A 23,025-nucleotide genomic window follows, 5' to 3' on the forward strand; every position below is an offset into this window, starting at 1 on the left:
GTCATTAAATATGAAATAGAGAACATAGCATTACCAGTGTTCTCTATTCTCAAAATGACCTATTCTTTATATGCCTCTTCGCCAATCCAGATCAAACTGACTAATCCCAAATGTCCTCATGTTAGGAGATGTCTTAGCACGTAAGCGTTGGTCTACTTTATTCGGATTCACCAAATATAGACCTGCACGAATAGCATTCTCGACTTGTTTTGGCTGATTTCGATGAATCATTCCTACACCAAGTAAATCATTGACCTCAAACTTTTCTTTATTCTCTTTTCGGTTACAGTTGAAATAGCACCCTTGGTTATTGGTAATGTATTGTTGCCAGTACTTCCCTACTTCCTCTCCTAACCATTCATCGCCATCACGCATATTGCCATCATAAATAAGTAATAAATGGCAGTGATAGCCCTTCTTTGCACCTTGCTCGAATGCCCAAACACACCCTTGTAAACCACGAAAGTGGGCATCTTTGTTCGACATTCTATTTCGTAGTACTTCCAAAGCCCCATGAAAGTCTTTAACACCCCAATTCTCTTGATGCTCTTTAATTATTCCTACATCTACTCGTACAAAAAGCAACCTAGAATAATGATTGAGTATTTTGTTCAAGTAACCTTCTAATTCAATTTGATTTTTTCGTTCTTGATATTTAAATTTATGAATATCTTGAACAGCACTTTTCATTTCATGCTGAATCATGCCTTGTATATAAAATATATGATTTAGTTCAAACCGTAGAATGTCTGCATAAATATGAAAATCTAGTCTTTCCATGATGTAATCCACAAGGTTAATCACCCTTTTAAAAACCTGTATGATTTTGGAATAGCAAAGATCAAATCTATAAATCTGCTTAAACAGTACTACCGCTTCTAATAATTCTCGTTTGAACTCATCATGATCATCAATGAATTGCTCATGACAGGTACTGATTAAAAAATCTTCGATTGAAATAAGAATAGAGGATTCATTGACTAATGGATTATTCTGGGACATTTAGGTTCTCACTGAAACATAAGGTTCATATGTAAGTGAGGAATATATTTTTTTACTGATCTTGATTCTAAAGCAGGATGTTGTGGTCATCCTGCTTAGCTGAATATGCTCATAGACTTTGGAACATACTATAGGGTTAGTTCTGAATATTTTAACACTGTGTCATTGATACATGATGTATAGCCCATTTGAGTATGGGCTATACTGAGTTAGATGACTCATTGTATTTACTTAACTAGATAAGATATTGTTTATGTTTAATATATTATTTATATATTACTTATAGTTAATAATATATATTACCTGTTAAGCACTCTACACTGTAGTTTCGATAAGTTCATTCATCTACATAACGCTCATCGCCAATCTATCGGATTTTGCTTAGGCTAAAGTTACACTAATTTTTATTTTTTGGCAGGCTTCCTCTGAACACCCTGTACATTCTTTTCCCCTCAAGACGTAACACTTGATCCACTTCAGACTGTTCCTCAGAAATCATCTTAATGGATTTCAGGTATAGCTGAAGCTCGAATGGGCAGTAAAAAAATTCAGATAGTACGATGTAAGCAACAGCATGTTCACAAATCAGCCTTTTCATATTCTGATTATTCTTGCCGACTGCTAAAAAATGGGAGATAAGTTTTTTATGTGACCATGCAACTGGCAGCTCAACCGCTTCAAATCTTATCGCATCTGTGCCTGTAAATTGATATTTTTTTTCTTCTCTAATTTTATCGAAATAAACGTTTTCCCAGTAATAGCAGATATCTTCAATCCATTCTTCTGCTTCAATGCCAATATCTGGCACAATAAACATCATTCTGAAGCATAATTTATTGTCTTCTGCTAAATCCCAGAACCCCAAATACCCTGAAATCTGAGCAAGTTGCCTGTAGCCCCTCATTGCGTTCATAAAGTCTTTTTTTAGATTAATGAAGCTATCATCGTATAATTTTTGCTGTCCATGCATCAGAAACTCAATGGTAAAAATAAAACTTCTAGCACTCAGATTCATCACATTATTAAAATATTGGCAATATTCATGAAATTTTTTGACAGCCTTATTTTCTTCATTTTTTCGCTTTATAAATTCCTCATGGTTTCTGAACTTTTCAAGAAATTCATCCATATAAGCAATATTTTCGACACTCATGTCACTAAACACATCAGGGAAGAAATTCGCAGGCAAAACGTTAAATTGTGTAGGCTTGCTCCTTTCATTCAGAGTGGGACGTAATTGTTCATGCAACATCACTAATTTCTCATTTTTAATATGTAAATCGAGAACCTCGTAATACAGCTCCACCCGTGATGTCGACTCAAATAAATTGACTTTATATTCCGCATTATCAATATGCATCCTACGGGTATTCTTCAGACCAAGATCATTACTAAGAAATTTAAAAGGATAAAACTTATAAGCAGAAACTGGAAAATAGAACTTATTCCATGTGATTAAAAAATAATGTCCTTTCATCTTATCTAGTGATCTTATAAACAGTATCAATTCCAATAAAATTCCCAGATTCAACTCATCCCTGTGTTTCAGAAAACCGCTGCGATTCAGGTCGATGCCAAGGTTGTGAAAAATATTTTTAATTATTTTGTCACTGAAATAAACTAAAGACATTACTACACCTGCATTTCAACTATTTTTATAGATCAAATTTGTAGATCATATTACCAAAATTATTAGCTTATTATCCAATCTTTGTAAGGCTTGTGATTCATATAATTCAGCCAAATTTTCATTATAGTTAAATTTCGGCTGAGGGCCACGGTTTCACCTTGGTGAACTTTAGCCCAGTGAAATTTGCCCTGTTCCAGCCGCCGGGCTGAGTAGACAACCAGATTTCATCGATACGGATCATGTTGCAAGTGCCTTGAGTAATTCTGCTAAAGCAGATATTTCTGATACTTGCTATTTCAAGCCAATTTCTGCTTTTGAGTGGGATAAAGTAATTTGAACCGTTAATATGTCAGTAGGAGTAGGATCTAATGGTCCAGAACAGGATAAGGCAATAAATGCAGGTTTATTCGGTAGTGGGGAACGATCATCCCCTGGCTTAGCATCAATTAAGCGAATCCATTTGGATACAAGATTTGTATTCAATCCATGTTGCAAAGCGACTGAAGCAATTGAAACGTCCGGCGCTTTTCAAGCCTGAACGATCTGGTGTTTAAATTGAGCACTGTATGTTCTTCGTTTTTTCGTAAGAGATGCGATGGATGTCTGGTTATTTGTAGTCATAAATTTTAGTCCCTACTTGTTTTTAAGTGGGGACTAAATTAAGGCTTATAGGACGAATTCATAAGGTGTGTTTAGCGAACGCTTAGATTCAAACAAGTGGGACCACCTCTCTACTGATTAGATATGACTTCTCGCTATCTTTTCTTTATTGAATTAATTCACTATTAAAAACATAATTAGCTAATTACTTGAATATTTGGAAACAAAATGTCTACTGAACGTTCAACACCTGGCAATTGGATCATAGCTGATAACTTCAATGACCAACACCTACCAAGTAGACCTAATAACTTTTACATAGGTATCGACTTTGGCACTTCAACTACTGTAGTTAGCCAAGTTCTTATAAATGAGAATAATACTACGGTAAAAGTCATTCCATTAGGACAACCAGATGAATTTGGAGCCACAATTCGTCATCACTTAATTAATACAGTCATTGCTTGGAAAAATAAAACATTGATATGGGGTCAAGATGCTTATCGATTAAAACCCTTATTAACAGAAGGAAGAAATCTTTTCTCATCTTTCAAAATGCGCTTAGGGTTAGCTATTGGCCCAACCTATCCATCAACCGTATTATCTAAAAGTAAAGATTTACCTTATACAATTGAAACCGCTGAAGATGCAACTAAGGCATTCTTTAACAAAGTCATCTCAAGTTTGAAAGATGAAATAGGCAATTCAAATCTTCAGTATTATAAGTTTGCCTTTTCTGTACCTGCTTCTTTTGAAGCCAATCAAAGACGTAGCTTATTTCAAAGCTTAGAAGCCAATGGAATTCTCTCAGAGCAATGTTGTCTAATAGACGAGCCTAATGCTGCATTCTTGAGTTTTATTTATGATTGTGCAAAAAATCATACTTCTCATACATTTTTGACCAAGTTAAAGTCTAAACCATCCAATATCCTTGTATATGATTTTGGTGCTGGAACCTGCGACATCACAATTTTAGAAGTAGATGCTCGAAATAACCAATTTACCTCTAAGAACCTTGCAATATCAAAGTTTACTGCTCTAGGTGGAGATGATATTGATAGAGCAATTGCTAAGCATATTTTGCTACCTCAATTATTAAGAGAAAATCCTAATTTCAATCCAAACTCACGTGATATCGAAGAAAAAGTAATTCCAATTCTTCAAGCAACGGCAGAACAATTAAAAATCGCAGTATGTAAATGGGCAAATCACCATCAAATTTATTCTTATGATAGTTTAAAGAATTATTTTGAAGAGAAAATTACTCTTCAATCTCTAGAAGGTATTAAGATCAAAGAATATAAACTTAATTTAACAAAACCAAGTATAACAATTCATGAATTCAAAACAGTAATGGAGGATTTTGTAGGGCCTTACGATGGGTTACATACACCTATGCACTTGGTATCACCTATCGAAGATGCGCTTAATAAAGCCAATATAGAACGTGAAGAAATAGATGGTGTTTTATTTATTGGAGGAAGTTGCCTAAATCCATTAGTGCAAACTTGTGTAATGAACTATATGAATGAGTTTTCAAATGAGGTTGAAGCAATTTTTCCTAAAGATGTCAGAGCTCATGTATCACTAGGAGCAGCTATTCATTCCTTTAGTTACCATGGTTTAGGAATTGACTTTATTAAACCTATCGTTTCAGAATCTATCTTCATTGTAACTACTAATCAAGTATTGGAAACTGTTATACCTGCTTCAACAGAGGTACCAATACCTCAACCCTTCCATAAACAGCTCATTGTTACACGAGAATATCAGGATGTAATTGATCTACCGATTTGTGTAGGAAGCACCAATAAATTATTAGGAATATTAACAATAGAAGCAGAAGAAGACTACTTCAAGCAAGGCTCATTAATTGATGTCTACGCCACTATTAATCATGAAAAACTATTGAATATTGAAGCTATTGTCGATGGTAAAAGTGCAGAAATCTCTATATTAAATCCTTTAGCAAATAACTCTTTAACTAAAGTGGAAGAGTCCATGCTACGAGCTAAGCAAAAATTCAATCAAGCTCTGCTTGATTATAATGGCCGACCTCCTGTTCATATTGCCGAGGAATATGCAGACGCTTGCTCTAAGGCAGGTGCATATGAATTAGCTGCTGACCTCTATATTGCTATAGAACGTTTAGACCCAGACTCGGATCATGCGACAAATATTTGTTATAACTATGATCGTGCAGGTAAAACAAAAAAATCAAAAGAATGGGCAGAAATTGCCTATAAAAGAAACCCTAGTGCAATTAATGCATACAATTTATCATGTGAATATTATGGTGAAGAAAAAGAAAAATATTTACGTCTTGCCTTGGAACACGATCCAGACTATACATCCGCTTTGCTAACCTTGGGTAAAATTTTAAAAGTTCGTGGAGATTCTGAAGGAGATGTTTTATTACAAAGTGCACTTATTCAATTACAAGATGACTTGTATAGCAGCACACCTACTATTAGGAAGTGTGAGGATCTCATCCAAGTCTGTAATACACTAGATGGTTATGAGGAGCTCAAATCTTCTGCAACTGACATTAAGAAAAGAATTATTAATACAAATAAAGAGTTATATTCCTTAGAAAATTTAGTATCTAGCCTAAAACCAAATTTAGGCATGAAAGAGAGTTAATTATGGCTTGGTGGATTAAAAAATCTAATTTGAGCGAAGAGCAGAATCAGACTATTCGCTCAATTAAAAACAATCTAAACCATGTTCATTGGGTTTGTGGTGTTGCTGGAACTGGAAAAACCACTGTGCTAGCAGCACTAACTCAAGAATTACGAAATGATTATCCTGATGCTACTTTCCACTATTTAACATACACACATGCTCTTAAAGATTTAGCAATCAGCTCTTTTAAAGAAGAAAATGTGACTGGTGTACACTTTCTTACTCATACAAAGTTTTTACATGATAAATCATCAACTGATTTTGTGTTCCTTGATGAAGTACAAGATATTTCTGTTGATGATTTAAATACCATAAAAGGGTTAACCAAGCATTTAATTATCGCTGGTGATTGTGCACAAACAATCTACGAACAATCTGCAACAGAACCTGAGATTAAAAAATCTGTAGAACCTGTGCAACATATGTTAATCATCATACATAGATTAACTGAGTTCCTAGCCAAAATTGCCTCTAGTATCCTACCGAGTAAGGAATTACTTGGTGCAAAACCAGGTAATAGTTTAGCGAATACAACTGCTAGGCTTATAAAATTTGAGAATGCTATACAAGAATGCATATGGACAATTGAGGAGTCGTTATCTAGAGCTAGACCCAATAAACCATCTTGCATACTATTGACCCATCATGTTTGTATAACATTCTTTATTAAAAATGCTCTTAAAAATTTTGATTTGGAGAAAGTTATAGATTCTTCACACTATGAAAATAATAGTAAAGAATCACCAAATCAAAAATTCAATTATGGATTAATTAATAACTTATTTGAAAGGCATAATATTAATATTCGATACCTAGGTAATAATCATGGTGATCTGTCAGAAGTGCCAAACAAACCTATGGTTTACCTCATGACTTATCATAGCTCTAAAGGCTTAGATTTCGAAAATGTTTTTATTCCTCAACTTAACTCAAATAAGCAAATTGTTTATAAAGACGTATTGTCGAAAAAACCTGAGAATTCTGATCTCGATAAAAGACTGCTATTCGTAGCTGTGACTAGAAGCCGAAGCAACTTATTCATGACATATTGCACAAATGAACCACATCCTTTAGTAGCAACTCTACCTAACATTAGCCAAACCAAATACGAACCAAATCAAAAAGATGATGAAAACGAGGACTTCTTCTAATGAATAAAAATTACAACATCGTTCTTAGTTTTAAAGAATGGAATAATTGGATCGATCAAGGTTATTTACGGGTTAATCTCGCAAGAATTCAGCCCTATGTGGGTAGTAAGCAAAGCTTTTATCAATTAATGAATTCTTCTGCAGATATATCACACCTCGATGATAATGAATATATTATTGCCTCTTTATCCAAAAAATATTCCGAATATCTTTTTCAATCTGAAGAAACTTTATCGAATTATATAAGTTATGAAGCAGTCCAAGATTTCTATGCCTTGACAGAACGTGGAAAAAAAGCTTTACAATATAGTGCCAGTAATTTACAAGTTACTTTAAAAACTGATCCAAGATTAGAAGAGTTTTGGGAGGTTTACCGTTTAGATCAAAAAAATATTTTAGAACATGAAAAAGCTTTAAACTTTTGTATCTTATTTTTCGAAAATAAATTTTGCAAAGAACATTTATCAAATATCATTGAGAATAAGGCTACTCTTAATTTATTTAATCCTGAAATTTATTTAAAATTAAGTGTTAATGACCTAGATGAGGAAGAGGATAATCAGCTTAAAGAAAATTTCAAAAAACTCAACGACTATAAACTAACCAAAGCTTTTAGTGGTGTTTTTACTCGCTTTATTTTCAATTTAGAAATAAAAGATAAAGCTATTGTAAAAAAATATCAAGAAATATCAAAAATTGATAATTGCAATGCTAATAAACATTATAATCATATACTACTGAAAGAAATGACTGTAGATCAGTTAACTTCCTCTTTACTAGATGATCAAATTCTGTATGAAAAACTACTCACAGAAAATCTACTTTTCACCATAAATAGAAATGACCTGCCATTATTAGCTCTTACTATCTACTTCCATTATGACATGCTAATCAAAGCAGAGTACCCTATTAATTTTAAATCTCTGAAATATGATATCGATCGTTTAAATTATTTCTATAACTTATCTGATGACTCTGAATTCAAAAAAATACCTCTTATATTAATTTATAAAATTGGTAAGATTTTACCTTCATCAATTGTAAATACCATTTATTATTATCAAAATAAAGCTCACTCTGCTTTTTTACCAACCAATCCTGCTGAATTAGAAAAATTTTTACCATCTTCAGATGAAATGAATTCGTCTACTCATTTAGCTCAACATGAAGAACAAATTGATAGAATTTGGAACAATTTATTGCAAAAATGGAAGGAAGCGGAAAAATCTCAACCTACTGTAAATATTAACTCTGCTCCATTACATGATGGTTTTACTACTGACAACTTAACGAACGTAGCCAATATGAATTCTCCTGATAAAGAGAATGATTACTACAAAGAAGATTCACATCAACAAGACTTACTAGATACATCAGAATATACGGATCATCTGAACCCATCTTGGCCGTCTAAAAGTGATTCAGATATCACTGCTGTAGAAAACTCAGAAGATAAATTTTCATTACAAAACTGTATTAATGATGAAGATCAGAATTCAATATCGAAAATAAATATTTATACTGATTTTCATGACATTAACAATCCTATTGAGGATAATCAGATTAAGGAAAAAAACAATTGTAATTTTGATACCGAATACCCTAATTTCATTGAGGATTTAAAATCATGTTTATCAGCAGATCCCTCAATTAAAAAAATATCTGAACTCGAAAGTAAACTTATAGACCTGAGACCTTCTAATAAATTAAATGAAAACCAATTAAAGGATATTTTAATTCATTTCGGGATTTTAGATAAAAATATTAAAAGGGTTACAATCAATGGAATTAAGAGTAAATTATTCAACCAAAAATAAATTATACAGCTCCTTACACCACAACACCAAAATAGTGTTGTGGTATATCCTTGTTTTAAAAAGTTGCACTTACTACCTTCCTATAAATTTTTAAGGATTATGAAAATAATTCTTTAATCTTTCAAAAAGCTATTCATAAGATTATTTTCATATTCATCAAAATCGGTATATTTAGATAAATAGGTTCTATGATATGGGCCTAGGATTTTAGGCCACGCCTATAAATGATAATCTACTCCCCAATAAGCATGGGAAATGCTTGTTTTTGGAGTCAACCATGACACGAAGAAAACATCGCAATCATTCAGCAGAGTTTAAAGTTAAAATTGCTCTCGTAGCAATTAAAGGCGACCATACACTCGCTGAACTTTCTACACAATTTGATTTACATCAAAACCAAATAATTGATTGGAAAAATCAATTGCTTGAGTAATCAGTATGAATTTTATGATCAATATTTACTAAAAATAATGGCAGCAAAATTCAAATATTTAGAGCGGATTTATCACTTATAAAACTGGATTAAGTGGTCTAATTAACAGAACCACATTAAAACCAACTTTTAGAACAAGATTTCTTTCAATATATCAGGCTGAGTTCGGAGCTCATGAATGATGGTTTCAGCAATGTATCCACCACTGTAAGGCATCTTATACCCAAACTTTTCCATCTCTTTAGAAGGATATTTTGCTTTCAGTATCTGATTAAGATTATTAAGTTCGAGCTGTAATTTTTCTATTTTTTTCGCAATCGATGCTGGCTTTCTTCGCACACCATCAGACTGAGCTTTAGCGTACAACTGCTTACTCTCCTGCTCTAATTCACTGAGCATTTTTTGCTTAAGCACAAGTTCAGACTGAAGCCACTCAATATCGTAAACCTCAAAAGCTTTGACTAGATCATCAAGCACAAAATGAACAGCTTGATTCAAATTATCCCATTTGCCACGACGCGCCACCTGCTCTCTTAAAGTGCGATATAAAATTTCCCGTCTTGGATATAAATGCTTGTCGTAACGAGCTTTGACTGCAATAATTGCCTTTGCACTTTTGGCAAGTGTACGGTTCTGAATAAACTCCACCCCACCAAACATTTGCACATAAGCAATTAAAATATCTGAATATTGCCTTTGGAAAATTTTGGCAGGCAAGTTATTCACCTCAAGTCTTAATGTATTTATCTGCATTAAAAGCTGTGCAATCTGGAATGGCTTGAAAGGGATTGAAACCACATCCCCCATCATTTCTAAATGAAAAGCTGACTGCTCACTCAATGGGAAATCATTCTGCTGCATTCTTTTTATGATTTTTTCTTTTTGATCAATATATGATTGATTCGCTGTTTCTATTAATTCATTATCCAATTCACACTGATAGTAGTAACAAAAGTTTAACCATATATCCTGCTCAAGCTGCTCTAACCTTGATAATTTTTTATCAATCATAATTTATTAAAATACAGATAATTGCATAGCATAATACTACTATATTTCTAGATACGCGTACTGCTCTATTTTAAACATTTTCTAAATTTTATAGTTACCCCATCAATGAACTGATCTAATAGTTTTAACATTATAGGTTGATTTCCAGCCAATATTTAAGGTTAAAAAATTAGTTCTTTTATCTAATTGCGATAATCACAAAAGGATCAAAGATATGGGCTACTTAACATCTAAAGAAATTCGCCACAAACTCAAAAATTGCTCTGCATCGACTTTATGGCGTTACCAACAACCTAATCAAAAAATGTTCGAGCAACCAATGCCTCAACCTATTAAGAAATGCGCTGGCTCTACTAGCCTTTGGGATGAAGAAACGTTTAACGAATGGCTAATCAAATATTTCAATAACAACCAAATGAGTAATCTGTCTAGCTAGACAGATTACTTAATTTTTTCCACCATTTTTTATAAGCCTTCGACATCTCTTTTTGATAATCATAATAGTCATATGTCCCCTGTTCCCCAGGCATCACATGACCAACCATCAGTTCCGCAACATCCCTACTTGTAAACGCACTGAAATTTGTCCTTGCTGTACGCCGTAAATCATGCATAGACCAATGATCCATTTCAATTTTATAATTCTTCCTTGCAAATTGCATGAAGTTATAAGGGGTATCTGTTGGCCCACTACGCCCCATTGGCTCTTTGCCATTTTCATGTGGGAAAATGTATTCAGAATTACTCAAATCCATTGCAGACTGAAGCCACGGTTTGATCTCATCAATAATAGGTCGAACAATGTCCCCTTTACTTTCTCCTGTCTTATGATTTTCATACGGTACTGTCCATGTATTTTTACTAAAATCAAAATCTGATTTCCGTGCAAGCCTCAACTCACTATATCGATTACCATAAAACAAACATAACTTGAGAAATAAAACATTCCTTAATGATGTTCTAGACTCATCACAAATTTTAAAAATTAAAGACAACTCATCATTTTGTAATACTCGAACAGTTTTATTTTTCTTAATATTTAAGTCACGCTTTCCAGTGATATGTCTTATGGGATTTTGCTCAATTAATTTTCGATTAATCCCCCAATCCAAACACTGCTTTGTATTCGTAAGAATGCGATCAGTAATTGATGGCGACTGTTTAAATTGCTCTTCTAGTAAATCTAACCACATGTGTAATGTAATTTGCTCGGCAGGGATTTCCCCCAACTTAGGAAAAACATATAGTTCAAATGATCTTAAATATTGATCTGCATTTTTTTTGTTTGGAATACTATATTTCGTATGCCACTCACGAAATAACGCTTCAAAAGTTATAGCCTCTGTGATCTTGTGAAGTTCTACTTTTTTATGAATACGTGGGTCATGTCCCTTTTCTAAAATTGCTTTCATTTTCTGCAATTCAATACGAGCTTCTTTAAGGCTCATATTTGGATAGGTTCCCAAGTCTAAACGAGCTTGCTTATCGTTATATCGAAAACGCATCTGAAAAGTGAGTTTTCCTTTTTGCGATACACGAACGCTCAATCCATCTTGATCAGACTCTGTATGTATAGCTGAACGTTCACGATTTAGATTCTTCTTAAGCCACGTATCTGTTAAAGGCATTTTACTCCACCTGTGTACATATTTTTTTCAAATAGAAAATTCTAGAAAATGTGTACACACATATGTACACAAACATACTGACTAGACTTGAAATCTATTGAATGGGGTTGAAAGATATACCAGATAAAGAATATCAAAATTTTTATATTTTTGCAGCACTTACAATGCTTTTATTATTATAATTGAAATAGGTTGAATGGGCTTGAATAGATATCAAATATTTGGGTGGGAAATAATCGCGAAAGTACGTCGCTGTGCGACCTGCGCCGCTAACTCATCTTTAAAACTCATGCAAGACACCTACTGCAGAACTGCAGTGTATAAGATCAAAATGATCAATATGAAAAATTGGCGTAATTGTAGCAGATTTGAATCAAATTTTATTGATTGTTGATATGTTCTAATTTATCCACAACTGAGAATATAGTTATTTTTTCAATCTATACTTTTGCTTTTGGCTTTTCGGTTTTTCTGGAATCGTACGTTCAATCAAACCTACTTCTATGGCAGGATTCATATCGTTCTTTTGGAATGTTGCGCTATGAGTTAAACCTAACAACTGCATCAACTCAGCCAAACTATATTCATCTTGTTTCATCACTGAAATTAAACGCTGGACTTGGTCGCTCACTTGTACGCTATCTTGAGCGGTAGCATGATCGCTAGCTTAAGCCGAATGTTTAAACAGCTCTTCTAAACGCTCAACATCCATTGGTAAGCCTAATAAGTAGCCCTGTAATTGCTGACAGCCTAAACGGGTTAAAATCTCAGCTTGCAATGGCGTTTCCACCCCTTCAGCGGTCACAGTTAAACCCAGTTTAATCGCCAACTGAATAATACTTTCTAAAATTAATTCTTCTTTGCTGTCCAAACACAAATCTAAAATAAAAGCACGGTCAATTTTCAACTCATCGACTGGCAATTTTTTCAAATACAAGAAACTCGAATGTCCTGTACCAAAATCATCAATCGCCAATTGAATCCCCATTTGACGCAAACGCTCAAAACTACGAATACTCGATTCAATATGATGCATTGCTGTACTTTCAGTCACTTCAATCATCAGGTGATGGGGTTGAATCTCATAGCGTTTAAACAAGTTTTCTAACGTCGAAAATAAGTGTTTATGTTCAAACTGCACTGCCGATAAATTCACAGCCACAGGAAATAACGGTGCACCCGATCTTTCCCAAATTTGAATTTGTTTAAAGGCTTCTTCTAGCGTCCAATAGCCAATTTGAATAATCAACCCCGTCTTTTCAGCCCCTTTAATAAACATATTTGGGGTAAGTAAACCATGTACGGGGTGATACCAACGAATTAAAGCTTCTACGCCACAAATTTTATGGTCAGCGGCTTTAAACTTTGGCTGATAGAACAACGCAAATTGTTGTTGTTCAACTGCTTTATATAAATCATTAATCAACTTACTTTGGCTTTTAGCCTCAAGTAACTCCAGATCATAATTAAATATTGAACTGGTGTTACGCCCCTGATATTTAGAGGTCAGCATCGCCGCATCAGCATTCATTAAAATATCTTGCAAATTGGTGCCATGCTCTGGATACATCGCAATGCCAATACTGCCTGAAATATTAATGACCTTGCCTGCAATTAAGAAACTTTGCTGAATCAGTTCTAATATTTTTTCAGAAATGACAGTGGCTTGTGCAATGTCGGTATGTTCAATCACCAAAAGAAATTCATCGCCACCAATTCTTAATAACTGGGTATTTTCGCCCAAGTGGGATTGCACACGTTTAGACAACTGAATCAGCAATTGATCGCCAACATGATGCCCAAATACGTCATTCACCGCTTTAAAGCGGTCTAAGTCGATATACAAAAATGCAATTTTAGTGTTTTTTTGCCGATGCTCAGAAAAAAGCAATTGTGCATATTCAGCTAAATATAAACGGTTGGGCAATTTGGTCAGGTTATCTTTGACTGTCTGATTGGCCAATTCACGGTTGGCTAAAGACAATTGTCTGCTTTTTTCTTCTAAGCGCAGCTCCAGCAGAGATACGCCCACCGCAGCAGCAAAAATAAGACTGGTCACTAAAATAACCACCAACAGAGCTGGCCCTTGCCCGATCTGGAAGTGCCCTGATTGAGGCAAATCTGCTGTAGAGTAAAAATGCAGGGCTTCCATGCCTATATAGTGCATGGCAACAATGCTCAGACTCATGAGCACCGCAATGAAAATTTTATATTGTGCCTGACGCCCCATTCTGCACTTGGAATGAAACATAAACCAAAAGGTAAGTATTGCACCGCCAATGGCCACTAATACAGACAGCAAAACAATGGTAGGATCATAATAACTACGGTAGCCTTCTACCTGAATTCCCATCATGCCCGTATAGTGCATGCCTGAAATACCCAACCCCATTAAAATGCCGCTCAGGATCAAACGCGCCACAGGCAAGGTCGATTGCGTGGTCAGCCAAACCGCAAACGTAGAGGCGATAAATGCAATAACAAAAGATAGGGTCGTAAAGCTAAGATCAAATTGATACGGTGCAGGTAACTGGCAGGCCAACATGCCCACAAAATGCATACTCCACACTGCCGCACCCAGCAGCAAACCACTCATGATTAATGCAATTTTTTTTAGTTGTTGTTGTACATTTTGAAAAAGCATTTGCTCAACAGACACTGCAAAATAGCAGGCCAATACTGAGATTGCTACCGAGCCAATTACCAAGCTCAGATCATAATGTACATGCATCATTAGATGTATCCATCTCTGTCATATTTTATTGTTTTTCGGCTACTCAATCTCACACTCTCTTATAAATAATAACTAAAAAGCAACCTGAACGACGGATTGATCTAGCAAAGACTGCATTGACTTAAGAGTCTAATACTATTCCGCTTTGGTCAATAGTCAAATATATAATATGTCATCATGAAGTAATGGCAATTCAAAACTGCTAAAAATAGCTGTCTGACTCAAAGCTATATGCATCTTGTCACTTTACTTTTCGCTTTAGGATGAAAAAAACCAGCAACTTTTCGCTGCTGGTTCTATTTGATTAAGATTCTAACATTGTTTTAAGGTTGATTCGGCTCAGAAACACCTTTTTGTAACATGGCATAGTCTTGCAACACCTGCGCTGCTTCAATCACAAAAGCTTCTTCCTCAGGTAAAGCAGGGCGTTGTGCCGCTTTCATTTTGGCACGCGCTTCTGCCAAAGCATCAATAGATGCCTGATAGCTTTCCCAATTAGCAAATGGTTTCAAACCTGTTTCCTGACGGCGTTTGTTTTCCGCAGTCAGCGTTTGTTGCTCCAAAGCTAACAACTCTGCTCTGCGTTGTTCAATATCTAACACAATGCTTTTGCGATCTTCAGTTTGTTTGGCAATTTGCTTACGTTGTTCCAAATATTGAAATTGTGGATCAAGCGTGACACGTTGCTGTGACAATTGACCCAACTTGGTGATGTACGGCTGTACTGAACCTTCACGCTTAAATGGCGCAGTTGGAATGGTATCCCACTTCAAGGCATTTTTAGCTTTACGCTCACCAAACTCCTCATTGTAAATATCCACCAGTTTAATATCTGGAATCACACCTTTGTTTTGGGTACTTCCACCTGTAATACGGTAGAACTTACGTTGAGTTAAGGTCGCCTGCCCATAAGCTAAGGTGTCGAGTTGTACCTGCGCTGTACCTTTACCTGTGGTGGTGCTACCAATCACAATCCCGCGCTGATAGTCCTGAATTGCAGCAGAGTAAATTTCACTGGCCGAAGCAGAAGCAAGGTTAATCATCACTGCCAATGGGCCTGCATAAGTCTGTGCACCACCATCGTCATCTTCAAATACGCTCACGTTGCCATTGCCATCACGAATTTGCACCACAGGGCCTGATTTGATTACTTGCCCAAGCATACGTGCCACTTCTTCCAATGAACCGCCAGGGTTGTTACGCAAATCGACAATAATCCCTGCGACATTTTTGGCCGCCAAACTTTTCAGGGCATTGTTGGTATCTTCCGACACCGAGCGATATTCATTACCTGCACGACGCGCACGGTAATTCAAATAAAACGATGGAATTTCAATCACACCATAGGTATAAGTTTGACCATCACGTTTGATGTCAATCGTTCGTGAGCGAACTCCCGCATCTTCTTCCTGAATCACATCACGCACAATGGTCACATTACGCGCCTGATTCATCGCCGCACCCGCACCCAACAAACGCACAGTGACTTTGGTGCCACGTTTACCGCGAATCAGCCCCACAATTTCATTGCTCGGCCAACCCACAACATCCACCATTTTTTCGCCATCTTGCGCCACACCAATAATGCGGTCACCCGATTTCACCTGCCCTGTTTTACTGGCAGGGCCACCTTCAACAATGGTTTCAATTTTAGTGTAGTCTTCATTGCCTCGTTCAGGACGAATCGACACCCCAATCCCTTCAAGCTGCAAAGTCGTTTGACGATTCAGCTCCATCGCATCAACAGGTGGGAAATAATTGCTGTGCGGATCATAAGTCAGCATCATCGCATTCAAAGTTTTATCCAGCACATCATCGCTCTTTAAACGATCCATGCGCTCTAACTGACGAGTATAACGCTTAGTTAAAGTCTGCACTGGAGTCAAATCTTCTGGACTTGCCAAATCCTGACCATTGGTCAATTCAGGGTTATCTTTAATCGCTTTTTGTTTTGCCAATTCTTCTTCTTTGCTAATGGTCAGGTTAATGAGCTGCGACACCAGCATTTTTTGCCAATGCTTACGCATTTCTGCTTCAGTATTAAAGAACGGTGCTTTTTCCCGATCTGTTTCAATCGTGACATTTGGCTGTTTTAAATTTTGTGGTTTTTTCAGCTCTGCCAACATGAAATGATAAAACTGTTTTAAGCGTTCACGATACTGTGCATGAATTTGATACGGTCCAGCCAAATTGCCTGCTTTTAATGAAGCGCCAAATGTTGCTGCATATTGTTTGCGGTATTGCTCAACTTCTTTAGCCAAAAACAAAGTGTGGTCTGGGTCTAGACTGTCGATATAAAAATCAAAAATGCGCTGCGACGTCGCAGCATCTAAACGCTGATTTAAATAATGCTGACGATCGACCAAGGTCGCCAATTGACGCGAAACCAAAGCTTGTTCCTGCGTCGGCACAATACTGTTGGCCACTGCAGCGGTGTTATTGGCTGCAATCGCTTCATTAATGGCGTGAGAAAAGAAAAAACCGCCAGTTGCAATAGCAACCGCACAAGCGATGGTTTGAAGTTTCATAAAAATATTTACGTCCTTGGTTTTTGACCAATCTCTGCTTTTCACAATGAATTGAGCAGATTCAAAATCTTATACAACTTAATTTGCATCTGTCGTGTAGTTTTATCATAATCTGTGCTGTCAAAATGTAGCAAATCATTGCAGAATTCAGGTATTGTTTTTTTATTGATAAAAATCGAATACGGACACCCAATATGATTGGCGCATTGATGCTCGACATCGCTGGCACAGAACTTACTCAAGAAGATATTGAACTATTAAGCGCTCCGCAAGTCGGTGGAGTCATTTTATTTGCCCGAAATATCCAATCTCCTGCGCAAGTACGCGCCTTGACCGACCACATGCGTCAGGTACGCCCTGATATTTTAATTGCAGTCGATCAGGAAGGCGGACGCGTACAACGCTTAAAACAAGGTTTTACCCTATTGCCTGCTATGGGTAGATTTGGCGAGTTATACCAAAACGAACCTGAACGTGCCTTAGATTTAGCCGAAGAATGTGGCTGGTTGATGGCCACCGAAGTATTAGCCGTAGGCATTGATTTTAGTTTTGCACCCGTTTTAGATTTAAATGACATCAGTGATGTCATTGGAGATCGTGCTTTTGCTGCGCGTCCTGTCGATATTATTGCTTTGGCAGATGCTTTTTTACGTGGAATGCATCGTGCAGGAATGTCAACCACAGGCAAACACTTTCCTGGACATGGATCGGTTAAAGCAGACTCTCACGTTGCTGCCGCGATAGATTCACGTTCTTTTGCCGAAATTCAACAACAGGATATGCAAACCTTTATCCAACTGCAAAATCAACTGGATGCGCTCATGCCTGCGCATGTCATTTATGATCAGGTCGATCCGAACCCTGCAGGTTTTTCTGAGTTTTGGTTACAGCAAGTGCTTCGCAAAGACTTGGGCTATGATGGTGTACTCTTTTCGGATGATTTAAGCATGCAGGCGGCTTGTGTAGCAGGCGATGCCGATGCACGTATTCATGCCGCTTTGCTTGCAGGCTGTGACATGGGATTGGTCTGCAACAACCGTGCTGCACAACGATTGGCTTTAAATGCGATTGCCGATTTACCCTTGCCGAATCAGGCACGTTTAGAACGCATGCGCGGTAAAATCCCTGAGCTTAGTGCAGAGTTTAGCATTGTTGAAGTTTTAGACTTGGGTGATGAATGGCGAAGCGTCCGTGATCGTATCTTGGTATTTAAAGAACAAAGTGCCGCGCTACTGGCAGCACAAACTAGTCACGACCCGACCAATTATTCAAGTACCACTAAAAACGCTGCGACTTGAGATCACTACAAACTAACTAGGGTCTGTTGACAATTCGTCTATGTTTGCGACGTGAGAGATATATCTCGCAAGATTTTTTAGCTGATATAAGGCATGGGACAGGAAATTTAGTCATTCTAAATGACTGGCACATAACGCAATAGCAGCAAAAAATATGCTCGTCCTGAAAGGCTGTGGCTAAAACTTTCTCAGATTGCGTTATGGAACTTGAAAATAGGTCCACTATTCCCTGCGTTTTATGCCTGATCTGCTCAGTTTTAGCCTACAGCGCAAGCCATTTATGAAATGTCAACAGACCCTATACGCCTTCACTTTTTCACAGCATTTATACGACAAAGGAACACGACAGCTTGTTCCTTTTTGATTATGATAAACTTATTCTATTTTGAGTATATGCCTGACACCGCAGCTTGAGTGTCAAAGCATGCCTAAAAAGACAACGACCACCATACAAACAATTAAGGTCTATACGAAAATGACAAAAACATTGCTGAACAGCAAAATCACGACAGAAAAAAGGACTGAAATGCACAACTCGGATGCCAAGCCAACTCGCTCAGACACGACTGCATTGTCCAAACATCGGCATATTTCTTTTACCGCACATTATACGGGATATATCTGGTATCAAAGGGGGATTTCACATCCTGTATTTGCGACCCGAAAAGGCAAGTTTTTAGCCAAATTGGTACATCCTTTAGAAAACTGGGCAGAACGTCATGTGGGCGGCAGTATGCGCAGCACCCTCAAACAACGTCACCAAATGATTGATGCACACTTAACCGCACTGATTCAGCAACATCCGCAATTACAAGTGCTCGAAATTGCATCTGGGCTGTCACCACGCAGCTGGAACTTTCGACAAAAATATCCTGAACTGAATTACCGTGAACTGGATTTGCCTGATATGGCGCAAATTAAAACTCAAGCGTTACGACAAATTGACCACGACGCACCTGAAGTTCTCACCGCCGATATTTTTAGTGAATCCTTTCAACAGGCCTTTGAATATTTTGATCACTCGCAACCCTTAGTAATTATTAGTGAAGGTTTAATTAACTACTTCAGCAAAGACATGCTACAACAGCTGTTAAATGGCATGTGTAACTACACCCAAGACTTTCCAGAACTGCATTATTTAACCGATATTTACCCTGAACCCGTCAAAAACAAGCTCGCCAATTTTATTTGGAACTGCAGCCGATTATTGAAATTTATGTCACGCAGTGCTTTCACCTTTCACTTTCAATCTCCGCAGGAATTAACTCAGTTTTTTCAAAATGCAGGTTTTGAGCAAGTGCAGCTACAACAACCACAACTGTATTTTTCCAACAGCTCTTTAGAAAAAACAACCGCAGAACATTTAGGCGATTTAGTCTGGATGGTTCATGCCTACAAAAAAAATAGCGTGGTTTAACACGCTATTTTGATTCTATTTTCTTTGGATAATTTTAAACCAAGCACTGATTTTATCTACTAACAGGCATATTCCAAATTTTGTGCAGCCGCTTTTTGACGTTCCACATAACGCAACAAACGCTCTGCCACCTCAAAACTACCATGCTTAAATAATGCGCGTAGTTGCTGCCCTTGGCTTTCAAAAATTAAACATTCAATGCTAAAACTGCCTTCCTCATCCTGTAATTCTAAGGCCATATCTCGTTCAAACTGTGCTGCTTGTGCCGCCAACGCAGCATTTTCAAAATCAAGCAATACACCAAAGAAGTTTAAATCGACAATGTGCGTGGCAATTTTCAAATCAGAATGACGATACTGCAAATGACTTTGCGGATTTTGCACCCGAATACGCGCTTCTCCACGGCGTTCCATCGTCAATAGTTGCGCACGTGTCATTGGAATAATGCCATCTAAGTCCTGAATAGATTCATCGCTTAAAAAGGTCGCAAATAAATTCATGGTTTCTTTACGGCGCTGTAATTGCGGCACATGATCTGCATTGGCAATCATGGCAAATTCCATGTTCGGGCACTGTAAGGCAAAATTGGCATTTTCATGCGGCAAGGTAAAACTGTCATATTGCCCACACGCCACCAAAACCTTACATTGCGGAATAGGCACATTGGTTAACCGCAATAAACGGTTGCAGTTCACATCGTAGCGATCTTGCTCTGTAGCGGTAAAGTCGGCCATTTGTCGGTAAAACAGACGCTTTGCGGTAGGCGACATACGGGTTTGTTCCATTTTGGCATGATTCACCAAGTACAAAATCACCGCCTGACCAAACTCATCCATGCGCTGTTCTTTCATTAAATGCAGCGATTCTTCAAGCAACATGCGCCAACTTTTACGGGTCTTTTGCATAACCCCCATTAAAATCATGCGATCAATCAATTCAGGACGCTGATCTGCTAGACACGATGCCACCACCGAACCCAATGACATGCCCATGACGGATACTTTATCTAAGCCGACAATATCCAGCCAATCACCCAACATCTGACCTAAATCATGCAGTTCTAGCGTTCCTGCCGACTCACCTGTTTCCACATTGGTCATTTGCTGATTGGCGCCCATAGATGGCATATCAATTAAAATAATCGGGCCAGCACGAAATAGTTGCTCTACGCAGTATTTATAAGAATTAAAATTCTGGAATGCCCCGCCAATAATCACAATTGGAGTTAAATGTGCGGTTTCTGGCTGAGCAATTGCCATGTATTCCACTTTCCAGCCGTTGATCCAAGTGGTACGAGCGGGTTGTTTAAAGCTGTGTTTATCGTAAATATCAAAAAAACAGACATGCGAACTTGCGTCCTGTACATCCGTGTCCATCTGGATCATGGAATTCATATTCCTTACCTCCATGCGCATTTTATTTTTATTGTGCAAGTGTTCGTCATTGAACGATTACCCACTTATCTGAATTAAAGTGGCATCCTGCTTATTGTTGTGAATGACATCAATGTCGTTATCGCATCATTCTATACAGGTGCTGATTTTATACGCAACATTTTCTATGACCGCTCATCTACTTTTAAATCATAAAGCATTTCAAAATATTAATTTTTGTGATGAAAGCATTGAAAAATATGAAAAGATTGAACAATTTAGTCGATTTTCCGCTGAGACGCTTCATTGTGCAGGCACAGACTGTTAATATCGAGTTGAAATTTCTAAGTGATCAAACCGCTATGCAAGAGTCTATTGAACAATATATGCAAACGGTAGGACAACAAGCACGCCAAGCCTCTCGTGTCTTAGCAAGCGCTTCTACCCAATCTAAAAACAATGCGTTATCGGCTATTTATACGGCATTGGAAAATAGCGAGTCCGCTATTTTAGCTGCCAACCAAATTGATATGACCAAAGGTCGTAACAACAACTTGGATAGCGCACTGCTTGATCGCTTAGAACTTAACCCCGCACGCTTTAAAGGCATGTTACAAGGTCTGAAAGATGTGATTGGTCTCATGGATCCAATTGGTGAAATTACCGATATGGCTTACCGTCCATCTGGTATTCAATTGGGCAAAATGCGTGTACCGCTAGGTGTGGTGGGCATGATTTACGAATCACGTCCAAACGTAACCCTTGAAGCTGCGTCTTTGGCATTAAAATCAGGCAATGCGATTATTTTACGTGGTGGTTCTGAAGCACTGGAATCTAACCAAGCGATTGCTGCCGCGATTCAACACGGCTTAAAAGCATCAGGCTTGCCAGAAACATCGGTGCAAGTGATTAACACCTCAGACCGTGCTGCCGTTGGGCAATTAATTACCATGTCTGAATATGTAGATGTAATTGTGCCACGTGGCGGTAAAAGTCTGATTGAACGCATCAGCAATGAAGCGCGTATTCCAGTGATTAAACATTTGGATGGTAACTGTCACGTATTTGTAGAAGCACAGGCCGATTTACAAAAAGCCCTGCCTATTGCCCTGAATGCAAAAACTCACCGTTATGGCGTCTGTAATGCCATGGAAACATTGTTGGTCGATGAGGCTGTTGCCGCACAATTCTTGCCACGTATTGCCGAGCTATATGCAGAAAAACAAGTCGAATTACGCGGCTGTCCTGCAACCCAAAAGATTTTGGGTACAAGTGTTAAAACAGCAACCGAAGAAGATTGGTACACCGAATATTTAGGCCCAATTTTGGCAGTTAAAGTGGTTTCAGGAATTGATGAGGCAATTGAACATATCAATAAATATGGTTCACATCATACTGATGCCATTATTACTGAAAACTTTAGTTTGGCGCGTCAATTCTTGGCTGCGGTAGATTCTAGTTCAGTCATGATCAATGCATCTACTCGTTTTGCCGATGGTTTTGAATATGGCCTTGGTGCTGAAATTGGTATTTCAACCGATAAAATTCATACCCGTGGCCCTGTCGGTTTGGAAGGTTTAACCTCACAAAAATGGATCGTGTTTGGCGATGGTCAAATCCGCCAATAAAATCCATCTGTAATTTTGCAATATCCAAATATAATGTTCAGTTTCACAGGAAGCTGAACATTATTCCCTTCTATTTTTTAGACATTGTTT

Annotated in this window: 15 protein-coding genes and 2 pseudogenes; 8 read left to right on the forward strand and 9 right to left on the reverse strand. The window is 37.4% G+C overall.

Translation table 11 applies throughout. From position 1 onward, the window contains the following. Positions 1-66: 66 nt before the first annotated feature. From FTV43_RS05790 to FTV43_RS16150, 3 genes and pseudogenes are all read right to left on the reverse strand, one after another. The gene (locus FTV43_RS05790; RefSeq protein WP_179995085.1) at positions 67-1,002 is read right to left on the reverse strand and encodes an inovirus-type Gp2 protein; all 936 of its coding nucleotides are present in this window, start codon (positions 1,000-1,002) and stop codon (positions 67-69) included. Positions 1,003-1,399: 397 nt separating this feature from the next. Next, complete coding sequence (locus tag FTV43_RS05795) at positions 1,400-2,632, reverse strand: hypothetical protein (protein ID WP_179995086.1); 1,233 nt, start codon at positions 2,630-2,632, stop codon at positions 1,400-1,402. 291 nt (positions 2,633-2,923) lie between these two features. Continuing rightward, positions 2,924-3,253 (reverse strand): annotated as a pseudogene (locus FTV43_RS16150) (transposase). Positions 3,254-3,460: 207 nt separating this feature from the next. On the opposite strand from FTV43_RS16150, the gene FTV43_RS05800 reads away from it, so the two are divergent. From FTV43_RS05800 to FTV43_RS05815, 4 genes and pseudogenes are all read left to right on the forward strand, one after another. Next, on the forward strand, positions 3,461-5,875 hold the full coding sequence (locus tag FTV43_RS05800; RefSeq protein ID WP_179995087.1) for an Hsp70 family protein: 2,415 nt from the start codon (positions 3,461-3,463) through the stop codon (positions 5,873-5,875). A 2-nt stretch (positions 5,876-5,877) separates the two neighbouring features. Further along, positions 5,878-7,068 (forward strand): 3'-5' exonuclease, encoded by a 1,191-nt coding sequence (locus FTV43_RS05805; protein WP_179995088.1) that lies wholly within the window; start codon positions 5,878-5,880, stop codon positions 7,066-7,068. Then, on the forward strand, positions 7,068-8,885 hold the full coding sequence (locus FTV43_RS05810; protein ID WP_179995089.1) for a hypothetical protein: 1,818 nt from the start codon (positions 7,068-7,070) through the stop codon (positions 8,883-8,885). Before FTV43_RS05805 ends, FTV43_RS05810 begins: the two co-directional genes overlap by 1 nt. 277 nt (positions 8,886-9,162) lie before the next feature. Continuing rightward, a pseudogene (locus FTV43_RS05815) lies at positions 9,163-9,315 on the forward strand (transposase); the annotation flags it as partial. A 132-nt stretch (positions 9,316-9,447) separates the two neighbouring features. On the opposite strand, the gene FTV43_RS05820 reads toward FTV43_RS05815, so the two are convergent. Next, complete coding sequence (locus tag FTV43_RS05820) at positions 9,448-10,329, reverse strand: hypothetical protein (protein ID WP_179995090.1); 882 nt, start codon at positions 10,327-10,329, stop codon at positions 9,448-9,450. A 214-nt stretch (positions 10,330-10,543) separates the two neighbouring features. Between FTV43_RS05820 and FTV43_RS05825 the strand changes: the two genes are divergently transcribed. Continuing rightward, positions 10,544-10,765: a hypothetical protein gene (locus FTV43_RS05825; RefSeq protein WP_000541018.1), complete on the forward strand. Its 222-nt coding sequence runs from the start codon at positions 10,544-10,546 to the stop codon at positions 10,763-10,765. On the opposite strand, the gene FTV43_RS05830 is transcribed toward FTV43_RS05825, so the two are convergent. From FTV43_RS05830 to FTV43_RS05845, 4 genes are all read right to left on the reverse strand, one after another. Next, positions 10,758-11,957, reverse strand: coding sequence for an integrase arm-type DNA-binding domain-containing protein (locus FTV43_RS05830; RefSeq protein WP_179995091.1), 1,200 nt, complete (start codon positions 11,955-11,957; stop codon positions 10,758-10,760). The genes FTV43_RS05825 and FTV43_RS05830 overlap by 8 nt on opposite strands. Positions 11,958-12,384: 427 nt before the next feature. After that, the gene (locus FTV43_RS05835; protein ID WP_225530201.1) at positions 12,385-12,588 is read right to left on the reverse strand and encodes a Fic family protein; all 204 of its coding nucleotides are present in this window, start codon (positions 12,586-12,588) and stop codon (positions 12,385-12,387) included. A 36-nt stretch (positions 12,589-12,624) separates the two neighbouring features. After that, positions 12,625-14,691 (reverse strand): bifunctional diguanylate cyclase/phosphodiesterase, encoded by a 2,067-nt coding sequence (locus tag FTV43_RS05840; RefSeq protein ID WP_179995092.1) that lies wholly within the window; start codon positions 14,689-14,691, stop codon positions 12,625-12,627. A 323-nt stretch (positions 14,692-15,014) separates the two neighbouring features. After that, positions 15,015-17,219 (reverse strand): carboxy terminal-processing peptidase, encoded by a 2,205-nt coding sequence (locus tag FTV43_RS05845; RefSeq protein WP_179995093.1) that lies wholly within the window; start codon positions 17,217-17,219, stop codon positions 15,015-15,017. A 194-nt stretch (positions 17,220-17,413) separates the two neighbouring features. Here FTV43_RS05845 and nagZ point away from each other — a divergent pair, with 194 nt between their 5' ends. Then, positions 17,414-18,517: a beta-N-acetylhexosaminidase gene (nagZ, locus tag FTV43_RS05850; protein ID WP_179995094.1), complete on the forward strand. Its 1,104-nt coding sequence runs from the start codon at positions 17,414-17,416 to the stop codon at positions 18,515-18,517. 526 nt (positions 18,518-19,043) lie between these two features. Next, positions 19,044-19,934, forward strand: a complete 891-nt coding sequence (locus tag FTV43_RS05855; RefSeq protein ID WP_004974878.1) for a class I SAM-dependent methyltransferase — start codon at positions 19,044-19,046, stop codon at positions 19,932-19,934. Positions 19,935-19,993: 59 nt separating this feature from the next. Here FTV43_RS05855 and FTV43_RS05860 read toward each other — a convergent pair whose 3' ends face one another. Then, positions 19,994-21,328: an alpha/beta fold hydrolase gene (locus FTV43_RS05860; RefSeq protein WP_179995095.1), complete on the reverse strand. Its 1,335-nt coding sequence runs from the start codon at positions 21,326-21,328 to the stop codon at positions 19,994-19,996. 341 nt (positions 21,329-21,669) lie between these two features. On the opposite strand from FTV43_RS05860, the gene FTV43_RS05865 reads away from it, so the two are divergent. After that, complete coding sequence (locus FTV43_RS05865) at positions 21,670-22,935, forward strand: glutamate-5-semialdehyde dehydrogenase (protein ID WP_096901406.1); 1,266 nt, start codon at positions 21,670-21,672, stop codon at positions 22,933-22,935. Positions 22,936-23,025: the final 90 nt, after the last annotated feature.

The sequence above is a fragment of the Acinetobacter sp. YH16053 genome, assembly GCF_013417035.1.
GTDB classification, from domain to species: domain Bacteria; phylum Pseudomonadota; class Gammaproteobacteria; order Pseudomonadales; family Moraxellaceae; genus Acinetobacter; species Acinetobacter towneri.

Excerpts from the sequence above, each read along its gene's own strand:
- FTV43_RS05790 (WP_179995085.1), bottom strand. The coding sequence starts at position 1,002 with ATGTCCCAGAATAATCCATTAGTCAATGAATCCTCTATTCTTATTTCA.
- FTV43_RS05795 (WP_179995086.1), bottom strand. The coding sequence starts at position 2,632 with ATGTCTTTAGTTTATTTCAGTGACAAAATAATTAAAAATATTTTTCAC.
- FTV43_RS05800 (WP_179995087.1), top strand. The coding sequence starts at position 3,461 with ATGTCTACTGAACGTTCAACACCTGGCAATTGGATCATAGCTGATAAC.
- FTV43_RS05805 (WP_179995088.1), top strand. The coding sequence starts at position 5,878 with ATGGCTTGGTGGATTAAAAAATCTAATTTGAGCGAAGAGCAGAATCAG.
- FTV43_RS05810 (WP_179995089.1), top strand. The coding sequence starts at position 7,068 with ATGAATAAAAATTACAACATCGTTCTTAGTTTTAAAGAATGGAATAAT.
- FTV43_RS05820 (WP_179995090.1), bottom strand. The coding sequence starts at position 10,329 with ATGATTGATAAAAAATTATCAAGGTTAGAGCAGCTTGAGCAGGATATA.
- FTV43_RS05825 (WP_000541018.1), top strand. The coding sequence starts at position 10,544 with ATGGGCTACTTAACATCTAAAGAAATTCGCCACAAACTCAAAAATTGC.
- FTV43_RS05830 (WP_179995091.1), bottom strand. The coding sequence starts at position 11,957 with ATGCCTTTAACAGATACGTGGCTTAAGAAGAATCTAAATCGTGAACGT.
- FTV43_RS05840 (WP_179995092.1), bottom strand. The coding sequence starts at position 14,691 with ATGATGCATGTACATTATGATCTGAGCTTGGTAATTGGCTCGGTAGCA.
- FTV43_RS05845 (WP_179995093.1), bottom strand. The coding sequence starts at position 17,219 with ATGAAACTTCAAACCATCGCTTGTGCGGTTGCTATTGCAACTGGCGGT.
- nagZ (WP_179995094.1), top strand. The coding sequence starts at position 17,414 with ATGATTGGCGCATTGATGCTCGACATCGCTGGCACAGAACTTACTCAA.
- FTV43_RS05855 (WP_004974878.1), top strand. The coding sequence starts at position 19,044 with ATGCACAACTCGGATGCCAAGCCAACTCGCTCAGACACGACTGCATTG.
- FTV43_RS05860 (WP_179995095.1), bottom strand. The coding sequence starts at position 21,328 with ATGAATTCCATGATCCAGATGGACACGGATGTACAGGACGCAAGTTCG.
- FTV43_RS05865 (WP_096901406.1), top strand. The coding sequence starts at position 21,670 with ATGCAAGAGTCTATTGAACAATATATGCAAACGGTAGGACAACAAGCA.